The organism is Streptomyces sp. SCUT-3 (assembly GCF_014083985.1).
In the GTDB taxonomy this organism is placed as follows: Bacteria; Actinomycetota; Actinomycetes; order Streptomycetales; family Streptomycetaceae; genus Streptomyces_H; species Streptomyces_H thermolineatus.
Window position 1 is genome coordinate 1,668,612 of record NZ_CP046907.1, and the last position, 19,115, is coordinate 1,687,726.

19 protein-coding genes, 5 tRNA genes and 1 pseudogene are annotated in these 19,115 nt (G+C 74.1%); 6 read left to right on the forward strand and 19 right to left on the reverse strand.

The features are described 5' to 3' along the window. Positions 1 to 8 precede the first annotated feature (8 nt). The 3 genes from rsmD to GQS52_RS07230 are packed head-to-tail and all read right to left on the reverse strand — an operon-like array spanning position 9 to position 4,796. Complete coding sequence (gene rsmD, locus GQS52_RS07220; RefSeq protein WP_259371060.1) at positions 9 to 788, reverse strand: 16S rRNA (guanine(966)-N(2))-methyltransferase RsmD; 780 nt, start codon at positions 786 to 788, stop codon at positions 9 to 11. Further along, positions 785 to 3,055, reverse strand: a complete 2,271-nt coding sequence (gene recG / locus GQS52_RS07225; protein WP_182312498.1) for an ATP-dependent DNA helicase RecG — start codon at positions 3,053 to 3,055, stop codon at positions 785 to 787. Before recG ends, rsmD begins: the two co-directional genes overlap by 4 nt. A gap of 49 nt (positions 3,056 to 3,104) precedes the next feature. Beyond that, positions 3,105 to 4,796: a DAK2 domain-containing protein gene (locus GQS52_RS07230; protein ID WP_182312500.1), complete on the reverse strand. Its 1,692-nt coding sequence runs from the start codon at positions 4,794 to 4,796 to the stop codon at positions 3,105 to 3,107. Between the two features lie 277 nt (positions 4,797 to 5,073). Between GQS52_RS07230 and rpmB the strand changes: the two genes are divergently transcribed. Next, on the forward strand, positions 5,074 to 5,259 hold the full coding sequence (gene rpmB / locus GQS52_RS07235; RefSeq protein WP_014628431.1) for a 50S ribosomal protein L28: 186 nt from the start codon (positions 5,074 to 5,076) through the stop codon (positions 5,257 to 5,259). Positions 5,260 to 5,413: 154 nt separating this feature from the next. Here the strand turns inward: rpmB and thiD are convergent, their stop codons facing one another. Then, positions 5,414 to 6,226 (reverse strand): bifunctional hydroxymethylpyrimidine kinase/phosphomethylpyrimidine kinase, encoded by an 813-nt coding sequence (gene thiD, locus GQS52_RS07240; protein WP_182312501.1) that lies wholly within the window; start codon positions 6,224 to 6,226, stop codon positions 5,414 to 5,416. Between the two features lie 10 nt (positions 6,227 to 6,236). After that, the gene (locus tag GQS52_RS07245; RefSeq protein ID WP_182312502.1) at positions 6,237 to 7,193 is read right to left on the reverse strand and encodes a thiamine-phosphate kinase; all 957 of its coding nucleotides are present in this window, start codon (positions 7,191 to 7,193) and stop codon (positions 6,237 to 6,239) included. Between the two features lie 164 nt (positions 7,194 to 7,357). On the opposite strand from GQS52_RS07245, the gene GQS52_RS07250 reads away from it, so the two are divergent. Next, positions 7,358 to 7,591: an Lrp/AsnC ligand binding domain-containing protein gene (locus GQS52_RS07250; protein ID WP_182312503.1), complete on the forward strand. Its 234-nt coding sequence runs from the start codon at positions 7,358 to 7,360 to the stop codon at positions 7,589 to 7,591. Positions 7,592 to 7,610: 19 nt separating this feature from the next. Continuing rightward, positions 7,611 to 8,102: a DUF3515 domain-containing protein gene (locus GQS52_RS07255; RefSeq protein ID WP_259370638.1), complete on the forward strand. Its 492-nt coding sequence runs from the start codon at positions 7,611 to 7,613 to the stop codon at positions 8,100 to 8,102. 51 nt (positions 8,103 to 8,153) lie between these two features. On the opposite strand, the gene GQS52_RS07260 is transcribed toward GQS52_RS07255, so the two are convergent. Genes GQS52_RS07260 through GQS52_RS07270 form a run of 3 tightly spaced genes read right to left on the reverse strand, consistent with a single transcriptional unit; the run spans position 8,154 to position 11,093 of the window. Beyond that, positions 8,154 to 9,299, reverse strand: coding sequence for a D-alanine--D-alanine ligase family protein (locus tag GQS52_RS07260; protein ID WP_182312504.1), 1,146 nt, complete (start codon positions 9,297 to 9,299; stop codon positions 8,154 to 8,156). A 28-nt stretch (positions 9,300 to 9,327) separates the two neighbouring features. After that, positions 9,328 to 10,329, reverse strand: coding sequence for an NAD(P)H-dependent glycerol-3-phosphate dehydrogenase (locus GQS52_RS07265; RefSeq protein WP_182312505.1), 1,002 nt, complete (start codon positions 10,327 to 10,329; stop codon positions 9,328 to 9,330). Further along, on the reverse strand, positions 10,326 to 11,093 hold the full coding sequence (locus tag GQS52_RS07270) for a lysophospholipid acyltransferase family protein (RefSeq protein WP_182312506.1): 768 nt from the start codon (positions 11,091 to 11,093) through the stop codon (positions 10,326 to 10,328). The genes GQS52_RS07265 and GQS52_RS07270 overlap by 4 nt, the downstream gene beginning before the upstream one ends. Positions 11,094 to 11,269: 176 nt before the next feature. On the opposite strand from GQS52_RS07270, the pseudogene cofC reads away from it, so the two are divergent. Continuing rightward, a pseudogene (cofC, locus tag GQS52_RS07275) lies at positions 11,270 to 11,869 on the forward strand (2-phospho-L-lactate guanylyltransferase); the annotation flags it as partial. 313 nt (positions 11,870 to 12,182) lie between these two features. Here cofC and GQS52_RS07280 read toward each other — a convergent pair. The 4 genes from GQS52_RS07280 to leuC form a co-directional block, all read right to left on the reverse strand. After that, positions 12,183 to 12,788: an HU family DNA-binding protein gene (locus GQS52_RS07280; RefSeq protein WP_182312508.1), complete on the reverse strand. Its 606-nt coding sequence runs from the start codon at positions 12,786 to 12,788 to the stop codon at positions 12,183 to 12,185. 133 nt (positions 12,789 to 12,921) lie between these two features. Then, entirely contained in the window at positions 12,922 to 13,146 is a 225-nt protein-coding gene (locus tag GQS52_RS07285) for a hypothetical protein (protein ID WP_182312509.1), read from the reverse strand. A gap of 100 nt (positions 13,147 to 13,246) precedes the next feature. Then, entirely contained in the window at positions 13,247 to 13,840 is a 594-nt protein-coding gene (gene leuD, locus GQS52_RS07290) for a 3-isopropylmalate dehydratase small subunit (RefSeq protein ID WP_182312510.1), read from the reverse strand. A gap of 6 nt (positions 13,841 to 13,846) precedes the next feature. Further along, the gene (gene leuC, locus GQS52_RS07295; RefSeq protein ID WP_182312511.1) at positions 13,847 to 15,271 is read right to left on the reverse strand and encodes a 3-isopropylmalate dehydratase large subunit; all 1,425 of its coding nucleotides are present in this window, start codon (positions 15,269 to 15,271) and stop codon (positions 13,847 to 13,849) included. A gap of 126 nt (positions 15,272 to 15,397) precedes the next feature. Here leuC and ndgR point away from each other — a divergent pair, with 126 nt between their 5' ends. Then, positions 15,398 to 16,117 (forward strand): IclR family transcriptional regulator NdgR, encoded by a 720-nt coding sequence (gene ndgR, locus GQS52_RS07300; protein ID WP_182312512.1) that lies wholly within the window; start codon positions 15,398 to 15,400, stop codon positions 16,115 to 16,117. A 107-nt stretch (positions 16,118 to 16,224) separates the two neighbouring features. Here the strand turns inward: ndgR and GQS52_RS07305 are convergent, their stop codons facing one another. Continuing rightward, the gene (locus GQS52_RS07305) at positions 16,225 to 16,734 is read right to left on the reverse strand and encodes a DUF4188 domain-containing protein (RefSeq protein WP_182312513.1); all 510 of its coding nucleotides are present in this window, start codon (positions 16,732 to 16,734) and stop codon (positions 16,225 to 16,227) included. Positions 16,735 to 16,815: 81 nt separating this feature from the next. On the opposite strand from GQS52_RS07305, the gene GQS52_RS07310 reads away from it, so the two are divergent. Next, positions 16,816 to 17,454, forward strand: coding sequence for a MerR family transcriptional regulator (locus GQS52_RS07310; RefSeq protein WP_182312514.1), 639 nt, complete (start codon positions 16,816 to 16,818; stop codon positions 17,452 to 17,454). A gap of 45 nt (positions 17,455 to 17,499) precedes the next feature. On the opposite strand, the gene GQS52_RS07315 is transcribed toward GQS52_RS07310, so the two are convergent. The 6 genes from GQS52_RS07315 to GQS52_RS07340 all read right to left on the reverse strand — a co-directional run bounded on the left by GQS52_RS07315 (position 17,500) and on the right by GQS52_RS07340 (position 18,973). Further along, positions 17,500 to 17,572 (reverse strand) — tRNA-Glu (locus GQS52_RS07315). A gap of 12 nt (positions 17,573 to 17,584) precedes the next feature. Then, positions 17,585 to 17,656 (reverse strand) — tRNA-Gln (locus GQS52_RS07320). Between the two features lie 13 nt (positions 17,657 to 17,669). Beyond that, positions 17,670 to 17,742 (reverse strand) — tRNA-Glu (locus tag GQS52_RS07325). Positions 17,743 to 17,804: 62 nt separating this feature from the next. After that, positions 17,805 to 17,877 (reverse strand) — tRNA-Glu (locus tag GQS52_RS07330). 39 nt (positions 17,878 to 17,916) lie between these two features. After that, a tRNA-Gln gene (locus GQS52_RS07335) sits at positions 17,917 to 17,988 on the reverse strand. Positions 17,989 to 18,190: 202 nt separating this feature from the next. Next, positions 18,191 to 18,973, reverse strand: a complete 783-nt coding sequence (locus tag GQS52_RS07340) for a fumarylacetoacetate hydrolase family protein (RefSeq protein WP_182312516.1) — start codon at positions 18,971 to 18,973, stop codon at positions 18,191 to 18,193. Positions 18,974 to 19,115 lie beyond the last annotated feature (142 nt).

The following is a 19,115-nucleotide window of genomic DNA, read 5'->3' on the forward strand; positions in this document are numbered from 1 at the left end:
GGGTCCGGTCATGGCGCTTCAGCTGTGGGTTCCGAAGCTCCGTCGGCGGCGCGACCGTACCAAAGCGTCCCCTCGCCGTAGCGGCGGGCCCTGAGTGCCTCGAACCCGTCCGGCCACTGGTACTCGCCGCCCCTCGTCCTGCGTTCCACAGTGACCAGGGCACCGGCCGCGAGCCACCCTCCCGCGGCGAGTGTGAGCAGGATCTCCCGGACCTCCTCGTCGGTGACGGAGTAGGGCGGGTCGAGGAAGACCACGTCGTACGGCTCCTCCGGAGGGGGTCCGGCGATCACCTGCCGGGCCCGTCCGGCGTGCACCCGGGCCCCGGGCAGGCCCACCGTGCGGGCGTTCTCCCGGACGGTGCGGGCGGCCCGCGGGTCGGCCTCGACGAGCAGCGCGTGGCCGGCGCCCCGGGAGAGGGCCTCGAGTCCCACCGCGCCGGAGCCGGCGAACAGGTCCAGCACCCGGGCCCCGTGCAGGGTGCCGCGCAGCGACTCCCAGGTGGAGAACAGCCCTTCGCGTGCCCGGTCGGAGGTGGGGCGGGTGCCCTGCCCCGGCGGCACGGCCAGCCGGCGGCCCCCGGCGGCCCCGGCGATCACGCGCGTCATCTGCGGTTCCCTAACGTGTGGCGTGGGGCGGCGGGCGGAGCGCGTCCGCCGCCTCCACCACGATATGCGGCCCCGGACACCGGAGCGGTCCGGTGTCCCGGGCGGCCCCCGCCGGGACGGCCCGGGCGGGGCGACAGGGCGGTGCGCGGCGGGGCAAGGCGCGGCGGGGGCGGGGCGGCTCAGCCCTTGTCCAGGTACTCCGCGCGCCGGGCGTCGAGCAGGCTGTCCAGGGCGCTGCGCAGCTCCGGGTGTGCGGCCAGCTCCGGGTCGGCGGCGACCAGCGCGGCCGCCTCGTGGCGGGCGGCGGCGATGACCTCCTCGTCGTCCATGACGGCGAGCATGCGCAGCGAGGAGCGGGCCCCGGACTGGGCCTGGCCGAGCACGTCGCCCTCGCGGCGCTGCTCGAGGTCGATGCGGGAGAGTTCGAAGCCGTCCAGGGTGGCCGCGACCGCGTCCAGGCGGGTGCGGGCGGGGGTGCCCTCGGGCATGTCGCTGACGAGCAGGCACAGTCCGGGCGCCGATCCGCGGCCGACGCGGCCGCGGAGCTGGTGCAGCTGGGAGACGCCGAACCGGTCGGCGTCCATGATCACCATCGCCGTGGCGTTGGGCACGTTGACGCCGACCTCGATGACGGTGGTGGCGACCAGGACGTCGACCTCGCCGTCGGAGAAGCGGCGCATCACGTCGTCCTTGGCGTCGGGCTGCATGCGGCCGTGCAGCACCTCCACCCGCAGGCCGGCCAGCGGGCCGGCGGCGAGCCTGTCCGCCGTCTCCAGGACGGCCAGGGGCGGGCGGCGCTCCTCCCCGCCGTCCGGGCCGTCGCCGTCGGGGCCGTCCCCGTCGGGACCGTCGCCGCCGGGGCCTGCCGCGCTCCTCCCCCGCGCCCCGCCGCGCTGCTCCTTCTCGTCCTGCTCGTCGCCGATGCGCGGGCAGACCACGTAGGCCTGGTGGCCGCCCTCGACCTCCTCGCGGACCCGGTCCCAGGCGCGCGCCAGGAAGTGCGGCTTGTCCTTGGCGGGGACCACGTGCGTGGCGATGGGCGAGCGGCCGGCGGGGAGCTGGTCCAGCACCGAGGTCTCCAGGTCGCCGAAGACCGTCATCGCCACCGTGCGCGGGATGGGGGTGGCGGTCATCACCAGCAGGTGCGGGGGCTGCGCGGCCTTGGCGCGCAGGGCGTCGCGCTGCTCCACCCCGAAGCGGTGCTGCTCGTCCACGACGACCAGTCCCAGGTCGTGGAAGCGCACCACGTCCTCGATCAGGGCGTGGGTGCCGACGACGATGCCCGCCTCGCCGGTGGCCAGGTCCAGCAGCGCCCGCCGGCGGGCGGCGGCCCCCATGGAGCCGGTCAGCAGCACGACCTTGGTGGCCCTCTCCGCCCCGCCGAGCATGCCCCCCTCCGCCAGGTCGCCCATCATCGCGGTGATGGAGCGGTGGTGCTGCTGGGCGAGGACCTCGGTGGGCGCGAGCATCGCGGCCTGCCCGCCGGTGTCGACGACGGCGAGCATGGCCCGCAGCCCCACCATCGTCTTGCCCGAGCCGACCTCGCCCTGCAGGAGCCGGTGCATGGGGTGTTCGCGCGCCAGGTCGGCGAAGATCTCCGCGGAGACCTTCTCCTGGCCCTCGGTGAGGGTGAACGGCAGGCGCGCGTCGAACGCGTCCAGCAGCCCGCCGGCCGTGCGGGGGCGGGGCACGGCGGGGAGGGCGGAGTCGGCGAGGCGGCGGCGGGCCAGTTCGGCCTGGAGGACGAACGCCTCGTCCCACTTGAGGCGTTCGCGGGCGTCGGCCACGTCCGCCTTCGTGCGCGGGCGGTGGACCTTGGTCAGCGCCTCGGGGAGCGCGACCAGGCCGCGCCCGTCGCGCAGCGCGGGCGGCAGCGGGTCGGTGACGCCCTCCCAGCCGGTGGCCTGGAGGGAGTCCAGGAGGGTGTCGACGGCCTTGGCGATCTTCCAGGTGGGCAGTTTGGCCGAGGCCGGGTAGATCGGCAGGAGCCGGCCGGCGAACTCCTCCGCGGCGTCCTCCCCCGGCTCGCCGTCCAGCAGGGCGTACTCGGGGTGGGCGAGCTGGCGGGTGCGGTTGAACACCGTCACCTTGCCGGCGAACATGCCGCGCCGGCCGGGGACGAGGGCCTTGTGGTGCATGTGGGCGGCCCGGCTGAAGAAGACCAGGGTCAGGTGCCCGCTGCCGTCGGTGACGAGCACCTCCAGCCGCACGCCCCTGCCCTGGTTGTAGCGCTTGAGCTCGGCCCTGGCGACGCGGGCGACGACGGTGACGTGCTCGTCGACGGGCAGCTCGGAGAGCCGGGTCAGCTCCCCGCGCTCGGCGTAGCGGCGCGGGTAGTGGTGCAGCAGGTCCCCCGCGGTGTGCAGGTCGAGGGCGTCGGCGAACACCTTGGCGGTGCGGTCGCCGACCGTCTTGCGCAGCGGTTCGTCCAGGGCAGCCACGCCGTCCATTCCACACCATGGGGCGGACAGTGCGGGGCACCCGGGCCGCCCGGCCGGTTCACTCGACGCCGATGAGCAGCGGGCAGCCGCGGCGCCCGCCGCGGTAGACGACCGTGTCGACGGCCAGGTGCTCCTCGCGCACGTGGGCCTCGAGCCGGTCGGCCAGGTCGGCCGGGGCGTCCTCGCCGACGACGAGGGTGACCATCTCCCCGCCGGCGGCGAGCATGCGGTCCAGGACGACCGTGCCGGTCCCCACGAGGTCGCCGCCGATCACGGCGACGTCGCCGTCGATGAGGCCCAGGACGTCCCCGGCCTGGCACACCCCCGCCATGGTCCACGACCGGTGCTCGGCGACGGCGAGTTCGGCGTGGCGGGTGGCTCCGGCGGCGGCGGTCATGGCGACCACGTCCTCGTCGAAGCGGCGCGAGGGGTCGTGCACCGCCAGCGCCGCGATGCCCTGGACCGTGGAGCGGGTGGGGACGACGGCGACCCGCACCCCGTCGGCGCGGGCCTGCTCGGCGGCCGCGCCGGCGGCGGAGCGCAGGGCCTCGTCGTTGGGCAGCAGGACGACCTCGGCCGCGCGGGCGCGGCGGATCGCCGCGGCGATGTCCCCGCTGGAGGCGGGCGCGTCCGGGGTGTCGGCGACGACGGTCGCCCCGGCCTCCTCGCACAGGCGCGCGACGCCCTCGCCGCGGACCACGGCGACCACGCCGCGGCCGGTGCCCTCCCCCGGCCGGCCGGGCACGGCTGCCGCGGCGGCGCCGAAGTGGGTGATCCGGATCCGGTGGGGGCGGCCGCACTCGACGCCGGCCTCGACCGCGGCGCCCGCGTCGTCGACGTGGACGTGGACGTTCCACAGCCCCTCGCCGCCGACGACGACGAGGGAGTCCCCCAGGGCGTCGAGGCGGGCGCGCAGGGCGGGGACGGCGCCGTCCTCGGCGTCCAGCAGGTAGGTCACCTCGAAGGCGGGGCCGCCGGGCGCCGGGGGCGGGTCCCCGGCCGTCCCCGCGGAGGCGGCGGAGGCGGCGGAGGCGCAGGCGGCCGGCCGGGCGGCCCGCTCCCCGGGGCGGCCGTCGGCGAGCGGCCCCATGGGGCTCTCCCCGGTGACCGCCTCGACCAGGGCGCCCAGGACCACGACCAGGCCGCGGCCGCCGGCGTCCACCACCCCCGCCCGGGCGAGTGCCCCCAGCTGCTCGGGGGTGCGGGCCAGCGCGGTGCGGGCGGCGGCGTGGGCGGCGCGGACCACCTGCGCCGGGGGCTCCGCCGCCACCGCGGCCGCCGCCCGGGCGGCGGCCGCGGCCACCGTCAGCACCGTTCCCTCCACGGGGTGGGCGACCGCCTCGTAGGCCGAGGCCGCGGCCCGCTCCAGGGCCGCGGCCAGCAGGGCCCCGTCGACGGGCGCGGCGGCGGGCGCGGCGGCGAGGACCTCGGTCATGCCGCGCAGGAGCTGGGCGAGGATGGTCCCGGAGTTGCCGCGTGCGCCCAGGAGCGCGCCGCGGGCCATGGCGCGGACCGCCTCGGCCGGGGAGGGCTGCGGGCCGGACGCGGCGCGGGCGTCGAAGAGCGCCTCCACCGCCTCGGCCGCGGACTCCGCGGTCAGGTAGAGGTTGGTCCCGGTGTCCCCGTCGGGGACCGGGTAGACGTTGATCGCGTCCGTCTCCTCGCGCGCCCGGCCGAGCGCCTCGAGTGCCAGACGGCACCAGCTGCGCACGGCAGCCGCGTCCACACCGGTCGTTGCGGCAGCCGGCACCGGGCTCCTCCTGACACTGGGCGCTTGCGTCCGCGCTGCGGACTGGTTCCGGTTCCGCAGGCTATCGGCGACGGGCCGCGGACCCCGAGCCGCCCCGGACGGACCTGCCCGGCCCCGTGGTAGTTTCGTGGCACTGGAGTGGCCGTTGTATGCTGCTCCGGTTGCCCGGCACAGTTCGGGCCTTCACGTCCCCCAGGGCCTGCCGGACCTGTCGAATCCGGCAACCGGCGCCGACGGGACATCACCGTAAGAGCATCTGAAGTCTTTGGAGTGTCCCGTGGCTGCCAACTGCGACGTCTGCGGCAAGGGGCCGGGCTTCGGCAACAACATCTCCCACTCGCACCGTCGCACCCGCCGTCGTTGGAACCCCAACATCCAGACGGTGCGTGCTGTGGTCGGGCGGACGCCGAAGCGGCTCAACGTCTGCACCTCGTGCATCAAGGCCGGCAAGGTCGCGCGCTGACGTTCAGCGCCGCCCTGGCGGTTGCTCGAAGCCGGTCCGTCCATGACGGACCGGCTTTCTGCATGCCCTTTTCCCGTCCGGCCCTCCCGGGCGGTGTCCCGGTGCGCCGCGGCGCGGGTGCCGCGGCGCACCGGTCCGCACCGGGCCGCGGCGGTCAGCCGCGCAGCCGCCAGGCGTGGTCGACGGGACCGAGCCCGGACCCGAGCGGGAAGCCCGCGGCTATCGCCCCCGTGACGTAGTCCTTGGCCCCCGCGACCGCCTCCGGGACGTCGTGCCCGAGCGCGAGGCGGGAGGCGACCGCGGCGGCCAGGGTGCAGCCGGTGCCGTGGGTGTGCCGGTTGTCGTGGCGGCGGGCGCGGAACCAGTGCTCCTCGCGCCCGTCGGTCAGCAGGTCCACGGCCGTGTCCGGATCGGCCAGATGGCCGCCCTTGACCAGCGCCCACCGGGGGCCGTGCTCCAGCACCGCGGCCGCGGCCCGCCGCATCCCGGCCTCGTCCTCCACCCGGACCCCGGTGAGCTGCGTCACCTCGTCGAGGTTGGGGGTGGCCACCGTGGCCACGGGCAGCAGGCGGGTGCGCACCGTCTCGACGGCGTCCTGCGCCAGCAGCGGGTCGCCGTGCTTGGAGACCCCCACCGGGTCGACGACCACGGGGGCGTCCAGTCCGGCAAGGAGCCCGGCGACGGTGGCGGCCAGTCCGGCCGAGGACAGCATCCCGGTCTTGACCGCGTCGACGCCGATGTCGTCCGCCACGCTGCGGAACTGCGCCCGCACCGCCTCGGCGGGGAGTTCCCACGCCCCCTGCACGCCCAGGGAGTTCTGGGCGGTCACCGCGGTGAGCACGCTCATCCCGTGCACGCCCAGGGCCAGCATGGTCTTGAGGTCCGCCTGGATGCCCGCGCCGCCGCCGGAGTCGGAGCCGGCGACGGTGAGCACCCGCGGCGGCGCCGCGGAGGGGGTCTGTTCCATGCGGCCGAATCTACTGGTCCCCGAAGTGGTCCCATCCTCCGGCCTTGTCCCAGGGGGCCCCGTCCACGGTGACCTGCCCGGCGGCCGCCGCGTGGACGTGGCCGATCACCCGCCAGCGGGCGGGGAGCTTGGTGTCGGCGGGGAAGGTGGCGACGATGGCGTGGTCCTCGCCCCCGGTGAGGACCCACTGCAGCGGGTCGACCCCGACGGCCTGGCCGATCTCCGTCATCTGGGAGGGGACGTCGATGTCGGCCGAGTGCAGGTCGATGCGCACCCCGCTGGCGGCGGCCACGTGGCCGAGGTCGGCGACGAGGCCGTCGCTGACGTCGATCATGGAGGTGGCGCCGAGGTCCGCGGCCGCGGGCCCGGCGTGGTACGGGGGCTCGGGGCGGCGGTGCGCCTCGACGAAGGCCCGGGGGGACCTGAAGCCGCGGGAGAGCACGGCGTGCCCGGCGGCCGACCAGCCGAGCCAGCCGGTGACGGCCACCACGTCCCCGGGCCGGGCGCCGGCCCGGGTGACCGGGGCGCGGTCGCGCAGGTCGCCCAGCGCGGTGACGGCCACGGTGATCGTGTCGCCGCGCACGACGTCGCCGCCGGCCACGGCGGCGCCCGCCACCTGGCACTCGTCCCGCAGCCCGTCCATCAGTTCGCAGGCCCACGCGGCGGGCAGGTCGGCGGGCACGACCAGGCCCAGCAGGAGCACGGTGGGGACCGCGCCCATGGCGGCGACGTCCGCCAGGTTCTGGGCGGCGGCCTTGCGTCCCACGTCGTAGGCGGTGGACCAGTCCCGGCGGAAGTGCCGGCCCTCGAGCAGGACGTCGGTGGTGGCCACCACGCGTCCGTCGGGAGCCGCCACGACCGCGGCGTCGTCGCCCGGGCCGAGCCGCACTGCCTCGGTGGCGGTCAGCCGGGAGGTCATCTCCCGGATGAGGCCGAACTCCCCCAGCTGGCCTACGGTGCCCTTCATCGTTTCCCCTTCGGATGATGTCGTCGCGTCGGGCGCGGTGCACGCCGCGGCACCGGGCGGCCGGGGCGCCGCGCCGCGCCGCGGGTCTCCCCGCCCCGCCCGGGGACGCGGTAACGTTGCGTCCCCTTCCCGCATGATTCTCGTAGCCGCCCTGGAGATCGCCCGTGGTACAGGCCTACATCCTGATCCAGACCGAGGTCGGCAAGGCCTCGGCCGTCGCAGAAGTCATCTCGAGGATCCCCGGCGTCCTGCAGGCCGAGGACGTCACCGGTCCGTACGACGTCATCGTGCGCGCCGAGGCCGAGACCGTGGACGAGCTCGGCCGCATGGTCGTGGCCGAGGTGCAGCGGGTGGACGGGATCACCCGCACCCTTACCTGCCCGGTCGTCCACATCTGACCCCGTCTATGCTCGGCCGGTGAAGTTCCTCCGCCGCCCTGCCGTCCTGTCCGCCGCCGCTGCCTGCCTGCTCCTCGCGTCGGCGGGCTGTTCGGCGTTCACCGGGGCGGTGGAGGTCGCCGCCCCGTCCCCGTCCGGGGACGCCGCCCGCGCCTGCCGCGCCCTGGACGGGGCGCTGCCCGGCAGCGTCGACGGCCTGCCCGGCCGGGAGACCGACCCCGCCTCGCGCTGGACCGCCGCCTGGGGGGACCCCGCGGTGACGCTGCGCTGCGGGGTGCCGAAGCCGGAGGTCCTGACTCCCGGGAGTGAACAGTACAACCCGACGAGCGAATCGGTGGAGGTCGACGGCGTCCAGTGGCTGCCGGAGGACGTCGGGGACGGCTACCGGTTCACCACCCTCCGGCGGGAGGCCGACGTCGAGGTGTTCGTCCCGCACGCCCACGCCCCCGGGCCCGAGGTGCTGGTCGACCTGGCGGAGGCGGTCGGCCGGGCGGTGCCGCGCACGTCGTGAACCGCGGCCCCGGCCGGCCCGTCCCCGGGGCGGGGCCGGCCGGGGCCGCGGTCAGCGCAGTCCGGTGGAGCGGCGCAGGGCCGCCTCGACGAGCCGGTCCACCAGTTCGGGGTAGCTCACTCCGCTCTCCTGCCACATGCGCGGGTACATGGAGATGGGCGTGAACCCGGGCATGGTGTTGATCTCGTTGATCACGAACTCGCCGTTGTCCAGCAGGAAGAAGTCGGCGCGGACCAGGCCCTCGCAGGAGGCCGCCTCGAAGGCCGCGACGGCGAGTTCCTGCACCCGGGCGGTCTCGGCCGCGGTCAGCGGCGCCGGCACCAGCCCCTCGGCCGAGTCGATGTACTTGGCCTCGAAGTCGTAGAAGTCGTGGGCGGTCACCGGCGGGATCTCGGCGGGGACGCTGGCCCGCGGGCCGTCCTCGAACTCCAGGACGCCGCACTCGATCTCGCGGCCGCGCAGCAGCGACTCCACGATGATCTTGGGGTCGTGGGCGCGTGCCTCCTCGATCGCCGCGTCGAGGCCGTCGGGGCCGTCCACCTTGGAGATGCCCATGCTGGAGCCGGCCCGGGCGGGCTTGACGAACAGCGGCCACCCGTGGTCGTCGGCGAAGCCGGTGATCCGGGCCCGCACGGCTGCCGGGTCCTTCTCCCACTCGCGGGGGCGCACCACCGTGTAGGGGCCGACGGGCAGCCCGAAGGAGGCGAAGACCCGCTTCATGTACTCCTTGTCCATGCCGACCGCGCTGGCCAGCACCCCGGAGCCGACGTAGGGCACGCCGGCGAGCTCCAGCAGCCCCTGCAGGGTGCCGTCCTCGCCGTACGGGCCGTGCAGGACGGGGAAGACGACGTCGACCTCGCCCAGCGCCTTGGGCACCGACCCCGGCTCGGTGTAGACGAGTTCGCGGTCGGCGGGGTCGACGGGCAGGACGACCGTGCCCTCGCCCTCCACCACGTGGTCGACCGAGGGCATCCGGCGGTCGGTGATGGCCATCCGCTCGGCGTCGTCGACGGCGAGCGCCCACCGGCCGTCGGTGGTGATGCCGACCGGCAGCACGTCGTACTTGGTGCGGTCGATGGCGCGCAGCACGGCGCCCGCGGTGACCACGGAGATGCCGTGCTCGGAGCTGCGTCCGCCGAAGACGACGGCGACGCGCGGCTTGGCGGCGGTGCTGGGGGAAGAGGACTCGTTGCTCATGTCGCTTTGAGACTACCGTTCGCTGGAATCAGTGGCGTTCGGGCTTGGCGGAGCGGGACATGAGCTCCTTCAGCCCCACCATGGGCGGCTTTCCGTCGTGCACGATGTCCACCACGGTCTCGGTGATCGGCATCTCCACGCCGTGTCGACGCGCCAGATCGAGCACGGACTCGCAGGACTTGACCCCTTCGGCGGTCTGCCTGGTGACGGCGACGGTCTCCTGCAGCGTCATGCCCCTGCCGAGGTTGATGCCGAAGGTGTGGTTGCGCGACAGCGGGGAGGAGCAGGTGGCCACCAGGTCGCCCAGGCCCGCCAGTCCGGCGAAGGTGTGCGCGTCGGCCCCCATGGCGAGGCCGAGGCGGGTCGTCTCCGCCAGGCCGCGGGTGATCAGCGACGCCTTGGTGTTGTCGCCCAGGCCCATCCCGTCGGCGATGCCGACGGCCAGCGCGATGACGTTCTTGACGGCGCCGCCGAGTTCGCAGCCGACCACGTCGGTGTTGGTGTAGGGGCGGAAGTAGGGCGTGTGGCAGGCGGCCTGGAGCCTCCGGGCGACCGACTCGTCGCGGCAGGCCACCACGGACGCCGCGGGCTGGCGGGCGGCGATCTCCCGGGCGAGGTTGGGGCCGGAGAGGACGGCGACCCGCTCGGGGCCCGCCCCCGTCACCTCCTGGACGACCTCGCTCATCCGCTTGGCGGTGCCCAGTTCGACGCCCTTCATCAGGCTCACCAGCACGGTGTCCCCGGCCAGGGAGGGGGCCCACTGCGCGAGGTTGGCCCGCAGGGTCTGGGACGGGACGGCCAGGACGGCGAACTCGGCGCCCCGGGCCGCCAGGACGGGGTCGGTGGTGGCGGTGACGCCCTCGGGGACCGTCATGCCGGGCAGGTAGTCGGGGTTCTCCCTGGTGGTGTTGATCCGCTCCGCGAGCTCCGCGCGGCGGCCCCACAGGGACACCTCGCACCCGGCGTCGGCCAGGACCATCGCGAACGCGGTTCCCCAGGAACCCGTGCCGTAGACCGCGCAGCGAGTCACCGGCGCTCCCTTCCCTTTTCGTGCTTGCCCGTGCTCGCCGCGCGCAGCCGCAGCCACTCGGCCCGGGCGTCGAACCGCTCGGCCGGGGCGGTCTCGCCGCGCAGGTCGGCGAGGAGCACGGTGATGGCTTCCATGATCGTCTCGGTGACCGCGCGCAGGGTCTCCGGCGTCGGGTCGAGGCCGTAGTAGGCGGACAGGTCCACCGGCGGGCCGGCGACGACCTTCAGGGTCTTGCGCGGCAGCAGCCGCAGCCGCTTCCCGGTGGCGTACGGCGGCATGGCCTCGTTGGCGCCCCACTGGGCCACCGGGATCACCGGGGCCTTGGTCATCAGGGCGACCCGGGCGGCGCCGGTCTTGCCCGTCATGGGCCACTGGTCGGGGTCGCGGGTGAGCGTCCCCTCGGGGTATATGGCCACGCACTCGCCCGCGTTGACCGCGTCGACCGCCGCCCGGAAGGCGTTCGCGGCGTCGGTGGTCTCCCGGTAGACGGGAATCTGGCCGGTGGCGCGCAGCATCATTCCGACGAACGGGACCTTGAACAGCCCCGCCTTGGCCAGCAGCCGCGGCACGCGTCCGGTGTTGTACTGGAAATGCGCGTACGAGAGCGGGTCGAGGTACGAGTTGTGGTTCACCACGGTGATGAATCCGCCCTCGGCAGGAATGTTCTCCATTCCGCGCCAGTCACGTTTGAAGAACACCAGCATCGGCGGTTTCACCAAGACCGCTGCAAGCCGGTACCAGAAGCCGATTCTGCGGCGGGGCACCCGAACTCCTCCTCGTTACGCCGTCGGCCGGTAGCCGCGGCCGTCGCCGGCCCTGCACTCGGGCGGCCGCACAAGTGTCGCTGTACGGCTCTTCCCCTGTCGAGGAGCCGCCGGAGGTGCCACTTTAAGCCCGGGGCGGGTGATCCGAGGGGGTCGGGGCGGTCACAATGAGGACGATGCTGTGGACCCTCGTCGTGCCGTTGAAGCCGCTCGCCGTCGCCAAGAGCCGTCTGGCCCCGGCCGCGGGCGGTCTGCGGCCGGGCCTGGCGCTGGCGTTCGCCCAGGACACCGTGGCGGCGGCGGCGGACTGCGCGGCGGTGGGCGGCGTGGTGGTGGTCACCGACGACCCGACTGCGGGGGCGGCCCTGGCCGCGCTGGGCGCCGAGGTCGTCCCGGACGAGCCGGCCGCGGGGTTGAACGCGGCGCTGCGGCACGGGGCCCGGCGGGCACGGGCGGGGGGCCGCCCGGTGCCGGTGGCCGCGCTCTCCGCCGACCTTCCGGCCCTGCGCGCGCGGGAGTTGCAGCGGGTGCTGGAGCACGCCTCGGAACACGGCAGGTCGTTCCTGCCGGACGCGGCCGGGACCGGCACCACGCTGCTGGCGGCGTCCCCCGGGCACGCGCTGCGGCCCCTCTTCGGCGGCGCCTCCCGGGCGGCCCACCGCGCCTCCGGGGCGGAGGAGATCACGGCGGCGGACGTCGACTCGGTGCGCCGGGACGTGGACACCGCCGAGGACCTGCGGGCGGCGCTGCTCCTGGGGGTGGGGCCGCACAGCGCTACGCTGGCCGGCATGCAGGCGACCGCTTACACCTACTCGGCCGAGACCCGCTCCGGCAGCGTGCTGCTGGACGACGGCACCCCGGTGCCCTTCGACGCGGCGGCCTTCGACGCCGGGGGCCTGCGGCTGCTGCGGCCCGGCCAGCGGGTGCGGATCCGGACGGAGGGCGAGGGCGGGGACCGGCGGGTGGTCTTCCTCACACTCCAGACCTTCCCGGACCCCGTCTAGGACCACCGGGCGCGCAGGACCACCGGGCGCGCCGCGGCGGGCCGTGCACCCCCGTGGGACGCACGGCCCACCGCGGCGCGTCCGGTCACTTGTTGGCGGCCCGCTTGGCCGTGCTCTTGCGCGCGGGGGTCTTCTTGGCCGGGGCGGTGGTCTTCTTCGTCGCGGCCTTCTTCGCCGCGGTCGTGGCCGGGGCCTTCTTCGCGGCGGTCTTCTTCGCCGGAGCGGGCTGGGCCGGGGCGGTGGTCTTCTTCGTCGCGGCCTTCTTCGCCGCGGTCGTGGCCGGGGCCTTCTTGGCGGCCGCCTTCTTCGCGGCGGCCTTCTTGGCCGCGGCCTTGGCGGTGGTGCGGGTCGGAGCGCCGCCGCTGAGGCTGCCCTTGGGCGCCTTCTTGACCGCGACGTCGTTCTTGGGGAGCTTCTTGCTGCCGCTGACCAGGTCCTTGAAACCCTGGCCGGGGCGGAAGCGCGGCACGGAGGTCTTCTTGACCCGAACCCGCTCGCCGGTCTGCGGGTTGCGTGCGTAACGGGCGGGGCGCTCGATCTTCTCGAACGAACCGAATCCGGTCACCGAGACCCGGTCGCCCGCGACGACCGCGCGGACGATCGCGTCCAGGACCACGTCGACCGCGTCTGCGGCGGCCTGGCGGCCGCCGAGCTTGTCGGCCACTGCCTCAACGAGCTGCGCCTTGTTCACGTCTTCCCCTTCAGAACCCTACCGGAACCACTGCGTTCAAGCCTTTTCGCACGCTAGAAGGATATATACCTCAAATCAAATACGAAACGGGCGAATCACCCTTGTGCCGCAACACATTCGGCGACGGGGAAGTTCAGGGCCCGGGGATTCGCCCGGCGTCCAGATCCGCCACCAGGACGTCCAGGCGCCTTGCCGCATCTGCGAGATCGTGTTTCGACGCAGCTGTGATGACGAGCAGGCGGCGGGAGAGGACCACCCTGGTCTCCTCCGGGATTTCCAGGGCGCGGACTCGCGCGTGGGCCTGCTTCAACCGGGCTGCGACGACCCCGAAGAGCTCGAGTTGGTCATCGCGTTCCACACACCGATTGTGACATCCCGGGCGAGTCGCCCGCCCCCGGCACACGGCAGTGCCCCCCGCCGGTCGCGGCGGGGGGCACTGTCCGGAACTGCCGGGGCGCTCAGGTCTGCAGGGTCCGCGGCTTGAAGGAGGGGCGATTCGCCTCGTAGGCGGCGATGTCGTCCTCGTTCTTCAGCGTGAGGCTGATGTCGTCGAGCCCTTCCAGCAGGCGCCAGCGCACGTTGTCGTCCAGCTCGAACGCGGCGCTGACGTCACCGGCGGTGACCCTGCGCTCCACCAGGTCGACGGTGATCCGCGCGGTGGGGTCGGCCTCGGTGCACTCCCACAGCCTCTCCACCGTCTCCTGCGGCAGGACGACGGTGAGCAGGCCGTTCTTGAGGGAGTTGCCGCGGAAGATGTCCGCGAAGCGCGAGGAGATCACGGCCTTGAAACCGTAGTTCTGCAGCGCCCACACGGCGTGCTCGCGGGAGGAGCCGGTGCCGAAGTCGGGGCCGGCCACCAGGACGGTGGCGCCCTGCCGCTCGGGCAGGTTCAGGACGAACTGCGGGTCCTTGCGCCACGCCTCGAACAGTCCGTCCTCGAAACCGTTGCGGGTGACCTTCTTGAGCCAGTGCGCCGGGATGATCTGGTCGGTGTCGACGTTGCTGCGGCGCAGCGGGACGGCGCGGCCGGTGTGCGTGGTGAAAGCTTCCATGGCGGTTCAGGCCTCCACGAGGGTCGGGACGTCGGCCAGGTCGGCGGGGGACGCGAGGCGGCCGAGCACGGCGGTCGCGGCGGCGACCTGCGGCGAGACCAGGTGGGTGCGGCCGCCCTTGCCCTGGCGGCCCTCGAAGTTGCGGTTGGAGGTGGAGGCGGACCGCTCGCCGGGGGCGAGCTGGTCGGGGTTCATGCCCAGGCACATCGAGCACCCGGCGTGCCGCCATTCCGCGCCCGCGGCGGTGAACACCTTGTCCAGGCCCTCCTCGACCGCCTGCAGAGCCACCCGGACCGAGCCGGGCACGACGAGCATGCGGACCCCGTCGGCGACCCTGCGCCCCTGGAGCAGGGAGGCCGCCGCCCGCAGGTCCTCGATCCGGCCGTTGGTGCAGGAGCCGACGAAGACGGTGTCCACGGCGATCTCGCGCAGCGGCTGACCCGCGGTCAGCCCCATGTACTCCAGCGCCCTCTGCGCGGCCTGCCGCTCGCTGGGGTCGGCGAAGGACTCCGGGTCGGGGACGGAGGTGCTCAGCGGGGCACCCTGGCCGGGGTTGGTGCCCCACGTGACGAACGGGGCCAGCTCGGCGGCGTCGATGACGACCTCGTGGTCGAAGACCGCGTCGTCGTCGGTGCGCAGGGTGCGCCAGTACTCGACCGCCGCGTCCCAGTCCTCGCCCTGCGGGGCGTGGGGACGGCCCTCGAGGTAGGCGAAGGTGGTCTCGTCGGGGGCGATCATGCCCGCGCGGGCACCGGCCTCGATCGACATGTTGCAGATCGTCATCCGGGCCTCCATCGACAGCTTCTCGACGGCGGACCCGCGGTACTCGATCACGTAGCCCTGGCCGCCGCCGGTGCCGATCCGGGCGATGACCGCCAGGATCAGGTCCTTGGCGGTGACGTCCTCGGGCAGTTCGCCCTCGACGGTGACCGCCATGGTCCGGAAGGGGCTCATCGGCAGCGTCTGGGTGGCCAGCACGTGCTCGACCTGGCTGGTGCCGATGCCGAAGGCCAGCGCGCCGAACGCGCCGTGGGTGGAGGTGTGGCTGTCGCCGCACACCACCGTCATGCCGGGCTGGGTCAGTCCCAGCTGCGGGCCCACCACGTGCACCACGCCCTGCTCGACGTCGCCCAGCGGGTGCAGCCGCACCCCGAACTCCGCGCAGTTGCGGCGCAGGGTCTCCAGCTGGGTGCGCGAGACCGGGTCGGCGATCGGCTTGTCGATGTCGAGGGTGGGGGTGTTGTGGTCCTCGGTGGCGATGGTCAGGTCGGTCCGCCGCACGGTCCGGCCGCTCAGGCGGAGCCCGTCGAACGCCTGGGGGCTGGTCACCTCGTGCAGGAGGTGCAGGTCGATGAAGAGCAGGTCGGGCTCGCCCTCGGCGCGCCGGACGACGTGGTCGTCCCAGACCTTCTCCGCCAGTGTCCTACCCATCGCTTTCCCTTCGGCCGGCGTCGCTGCCGGCCACAACTAGGCCCGGCTTCTCTTGCTCTTCGACAGTAGGGGCGTCTCGGGAAAATTGAACTTGCGTTTCACACTTTGAGACGTAAGTATCGGAGCATGGACAACTCTAGCGGTGTCGGCGTTCTCGACAAGGCGGCGCTGGTGCTCGGCGCCCTGGAATCCGGCCCGGCCACCCTGGCCGGCCTCGTCGCCGCCACCGGACTCGCCCGCCCCACCGCCCACCGCCTCGCGGTGGCGCTCGAACACCACCGGCTGGTCGCCCGCGACATGCAGGGCCGGTTCATCCTCGGCCCCAGGCTGGCCGAACTCGCCGCGGCCGCGGGCGAGGACCGGCTGCTGGCGACCGCCGGCCCGGTGCTGACGCACCTGCGCGACGTCACCGGGGAGAGCGCCCAGCTCTACCGCCGCCAGGGCGACATGCGCATCTGCGTGGCCGCCGCCGAGCGGCTGTCCGGACTGCGGGACACCGTCCCGGTGGGCAGCACGCTGCCGATGAAGGCCGGCTCCGCCGCGCAGGTGCTCCTCGCCTGGGAGGAGCCCGAGCGGCTCCACCGCGGTCTGCAGGGGGCCCGTTTCACCGCCACCGCGCTGTCCGGGGTGCGCCGCCGCGGCTGGGCCCAGTCCATCGGCGAGCGGGAGCCGGGCGTCGCCTCGGTCTCCGCGCCGGTGCGCGGCCCGTCGAACCGCGTGGTCGCCGCCGTCTCGGTCTCCGGGCCGATCGAGCGGCTGACCCGCCACCCGGGACGCATGCACGCCCAGGCGGTCATGGACGCCGCCGGGCGCCTCAGCGAGGCGCTGCGCCGCAACGGCGGCTGAGCCCGCCCCGGGCCTCCCCGCAGGCCGGGGCGCCGCCGCCGACGACCACGGGGCCCGACCGCCGCCGGGTTCGGCGGCGGTCGGGCCCCGTGGCGGCGCGCGGGCGCCTACCTGCCCAGTCGCTCCCCGGCGGTCAGGCCGCGGCGGGCGAGCGGGACCGCGCCGTGGGCCGCCGACAGGCCGTACGGCGGCATGCCCCAGTAGATCGACTCGTGGGAGCCGGCCGGCACCACGTACGTCTCGTGCCAGATGCCGACCCGGCCCCGGGACCGCCGCGCGCGCCGGTAGAAGTCCGCCCGGGCCGGGTGGTGCCGCTTGTCCCGGTCCGAGGCGTACGCCAGGAGCTTGCCGGCGGACTCCCAGTACTGGACGACCGTGTACTCGCGCGGCGACGCGGTGAGCCGCCGGTGCCACAGCAGCCCCGCCTCCCGGTCGCCCTCCAGCTCCCGCAGCATGCGCAGCATGCCCGTCATCACCGGCAGCCAGGACCGCACGGCCGCGAAGCGGTTGATGCGCATCCCGATCAGCAGGACGACCACCTCCCCCTCGGCCCCCGCGGTCCTGCGCTCCTCCAGCAGCCTCGCGGCCTCCTGCTCCGTCGGCATTTCCGCAGCCATGGCGGGCTCCCTCCATCATGTAGGGCAGCGACACTGTCCAATAGGTTGGATAGTGGCACTCACCAATGAAGGGCGCAAGAGATGCGGCTGGCCGAACTGAGCGATCGCAGCGGGGTGTCCACCGCCACGATCAAGTACTACCTGCGGGAAGGGGTACTGCCCCCCGGTCGCCGGATCACCGCCACACAGGCCGAGTACGACGAGGAGCACCTGCGCCGGCTGCGCCTGGTGCGGGCGCTCGTCCAGATCGCCCGGGTCCCGGTCGCCACCGTCCGCGAGGTCCTGGCGTCCGTCGACGACACCTCGCTCAACCGGACCTTCCGGATGGGGGCGGCCCTGTGGGCGCTGCCCGGCGGACCGGAGCCGGAGGACGACGACGCCCTCGCCGCGGCCCGCCGGGAGGTCGACCGCCTGCTGGAGCGGGACGGCTGGGCGCACGCCCGCGAGATCGGGGAGCTCTCCCCCGCCCACCGGGCCCTGACGGGCGCCGTGGCGACACTGCTGCGGCTCGGCTACCCGTGCGACGCGGACCTCCTCGCCCCGTACGCCCGACAGGTCCGGCAGATGGCCGTGCAGGGCCTGGACGACATCGAGGAGTTCCCCACGCACCTGGAGCAGGTGGAGGCCGCAGTCGCGTACACGCTGCTCTTCGAGCCGGTGCTGCTCGGGCTGCGCCGCCTGGCGCTGGAGGAGGAGACGGTGGAGCGGTTCGGCCTGTGAACGCGAGGAAGGCCTCCCGCATGTGCGGGAGGCCTTCCTCCGACGTACCCCCGACCGGATTCGAACCGGCGCTACCGCCTTGAGAGGGCGGCGTGCTAGGCCGCTACACAACGGGGGCGTGAGTACTGCGCTGGGCTACCAGGACTCGAACCTAGACTAAATGAACCAGAATCACTCGTGCTGCCAATTACACCATAGCCCATGGTATGGACCAGTACCCCCGACCGGATTCGAACCGGCGCTACCGCCTTGAGAGGGCGGCGTGCTAGGCCGCTACACAACGGGGGCCCCAGACGATCCCGCATTCCGACGCCGGCGACTGACCGGATGTCGACGATCTGCAGGATCAGTACCCCCGACCGGATTCGAACCGGCGCTACTGCCTTGAGAGGGCAGCGTGCTAGGCCGCTACACAACGGGGGCTCGGTACTGCTCTGCCAGAAGATCCTCAGGGATCCTCTGCTGGGGTACCAGGACTCGAACCTAGACTAAGTGAACCAGAATCACTCGTGCTGCCAATTACACCATACCCCACCAAAACGCAACCCCCGGAAGGGTTTTGTTCGGTTTGCGCCTTGCGGTCCGGGCCTTTCGGCCTTCCCGGGCGGCGCAGGAAGAACATTACCCGATGGTGAGCGGGGCTCCAAAACCGATATCCCCGCCCCCCGGAGCACCCCGGACCGCTCGTCCGCCCGCGGCCGGCCCCCGGAGACGGGAGCGGGGCCGCACCGGCGCGCTAGCGGCCCCTGACCACCTTGTTGGTGAGGGTTCCGATGCCCTCGACGGTGACGGCGACCTCGTCGCCGGCCTCGATGGGCCCGACCCCGGCCGGGGTGCCGGTGAGGAGGACGTCGCCGGGGAGCAGCGTCATGGCCTCGGTGACGTGCACGATCAGGTCGGCCACGGAGCGGACCATCTGGCCGGTGCGGCCCGCCTGGCGCAGTTCGCCGTTGACGGTGGCGGTGACCGCCAGGTCGGCGGGGTCGACGTCGGTCTCGATCCAGGGGCCGAGGGGGCAGGAGGTGTCGAAGCCCTTGGCGCGCGCCCACTGCTCCTCGCTCCGCTGGACGTCGCGCGCGGTGACGTCGTTGGCGCAGGTGTAGCCGAGGATCACCTCGGCGGCGCGCTCGCGCGGCACCTCCCGGCACATGCGGCCGATGACGACGGCGAGCTCGGCCTCGTGGTGCACCTCGCGGGAGAACGCGGGGAGGACGATCGGGTCGCCGGGGCCGACCACGGAGGTGGAGGGCTTGAAGAAGGTCACCGGGACCTCGGGCACCTCGCCGCCCATCTCCGCGGCGTGCTCCGCGTAGTTGCGGCCGACGGCCACGATCTTGCTGGGCAGCACCGGCGGGAGGAGCCGGACCTTGTCCAGGGGGATCTTCGTGCCGGAGAGCTCGAACTCCGCGAACGGGATGCCCTTGATGACGTCGACGACGAGGCCGTCCGGCCCGGCGGGGTCGCCCTCGACCGCGCCGAAGGCCACATTGCCGTCGATGGAGAACCTGGCGATGCGCACGGGTGACTGCCGCCCCTCACTGGATCACTGGCCGGAGACTGGCGCTCCAGGCTATCGCGGGGCGGATCGGCCCCGGACGTGCGCGGGCCCCCGGGCCCGGCGGCGTGCCGCGACCCGGGGGCCCGGAGGACCCGTCCGCGCG

Bases quoted from the DNA above. Each gene is read 5' to 3' on its own strand.
- recG (WP_182312498.1), bottom strand. From the start codon at position 3,055: ATGGACGGCGTGGCTGCCCTGGACGAACCGCTGCGCAAGACGGTCGGC.
- thiD (WP_182312501.1), bottom strand. From the start codon at position 6,226: ATGGAACAGACCCCCTCCGCGGCGCCGCCGCGGGTGCTCACCGTCGCC.
- GQS52_RS07245 (WP_182312502.1), bottom strand. From the start codon at position 7,193: ATGAAGGGCACCGTAGGCCAGCTGGGGGAGTTCGGCCTCATCCGGGAG.
- GQS52_RS07260 (WP_182312504.1), bottom strand. From the start codon at position 9,299: ATGAGCAACGAGTCCTCTTCCCCCAGCACCGCCGCCAAGCCGCGCGTC.
- leuD (WP_182312510.1), bottom strand. From the start codon at position 13,840: ATGGAAGCTTTCACCACGCACACCGGCCGCGCCGTCCCGCTGCGCCGC.
- leuC (WP_182312511.1), bottom strand. From the start codon at position 15,271: ATGGGTAGGACACTGGCGGAGAAGGTCTGGGACGACCACGTCGTCCGG.
- ndgR (WP_182312512.1), top strand. From the start codon at position 15,398: ATGGACAACTCTAGCGGTGTCGGCGTTCTCGACAAGGCGGCGCTGGTG.
- GQS52_RS07305 (WP_182312513.1), bottom strand. From the start codon at position 16,734: ATGGCTGCGGAAATGCCGACGGAGCAGGAGGCCGCGAGGCTGCTGGAG.
- GQS52_RS07310 (WP_182312514.1), top strand. From the start codon at position 16,816: ATGCGGCTGGCCGAACTGAGCGATCGCAGCGGGGTGTCCACCGCCACG.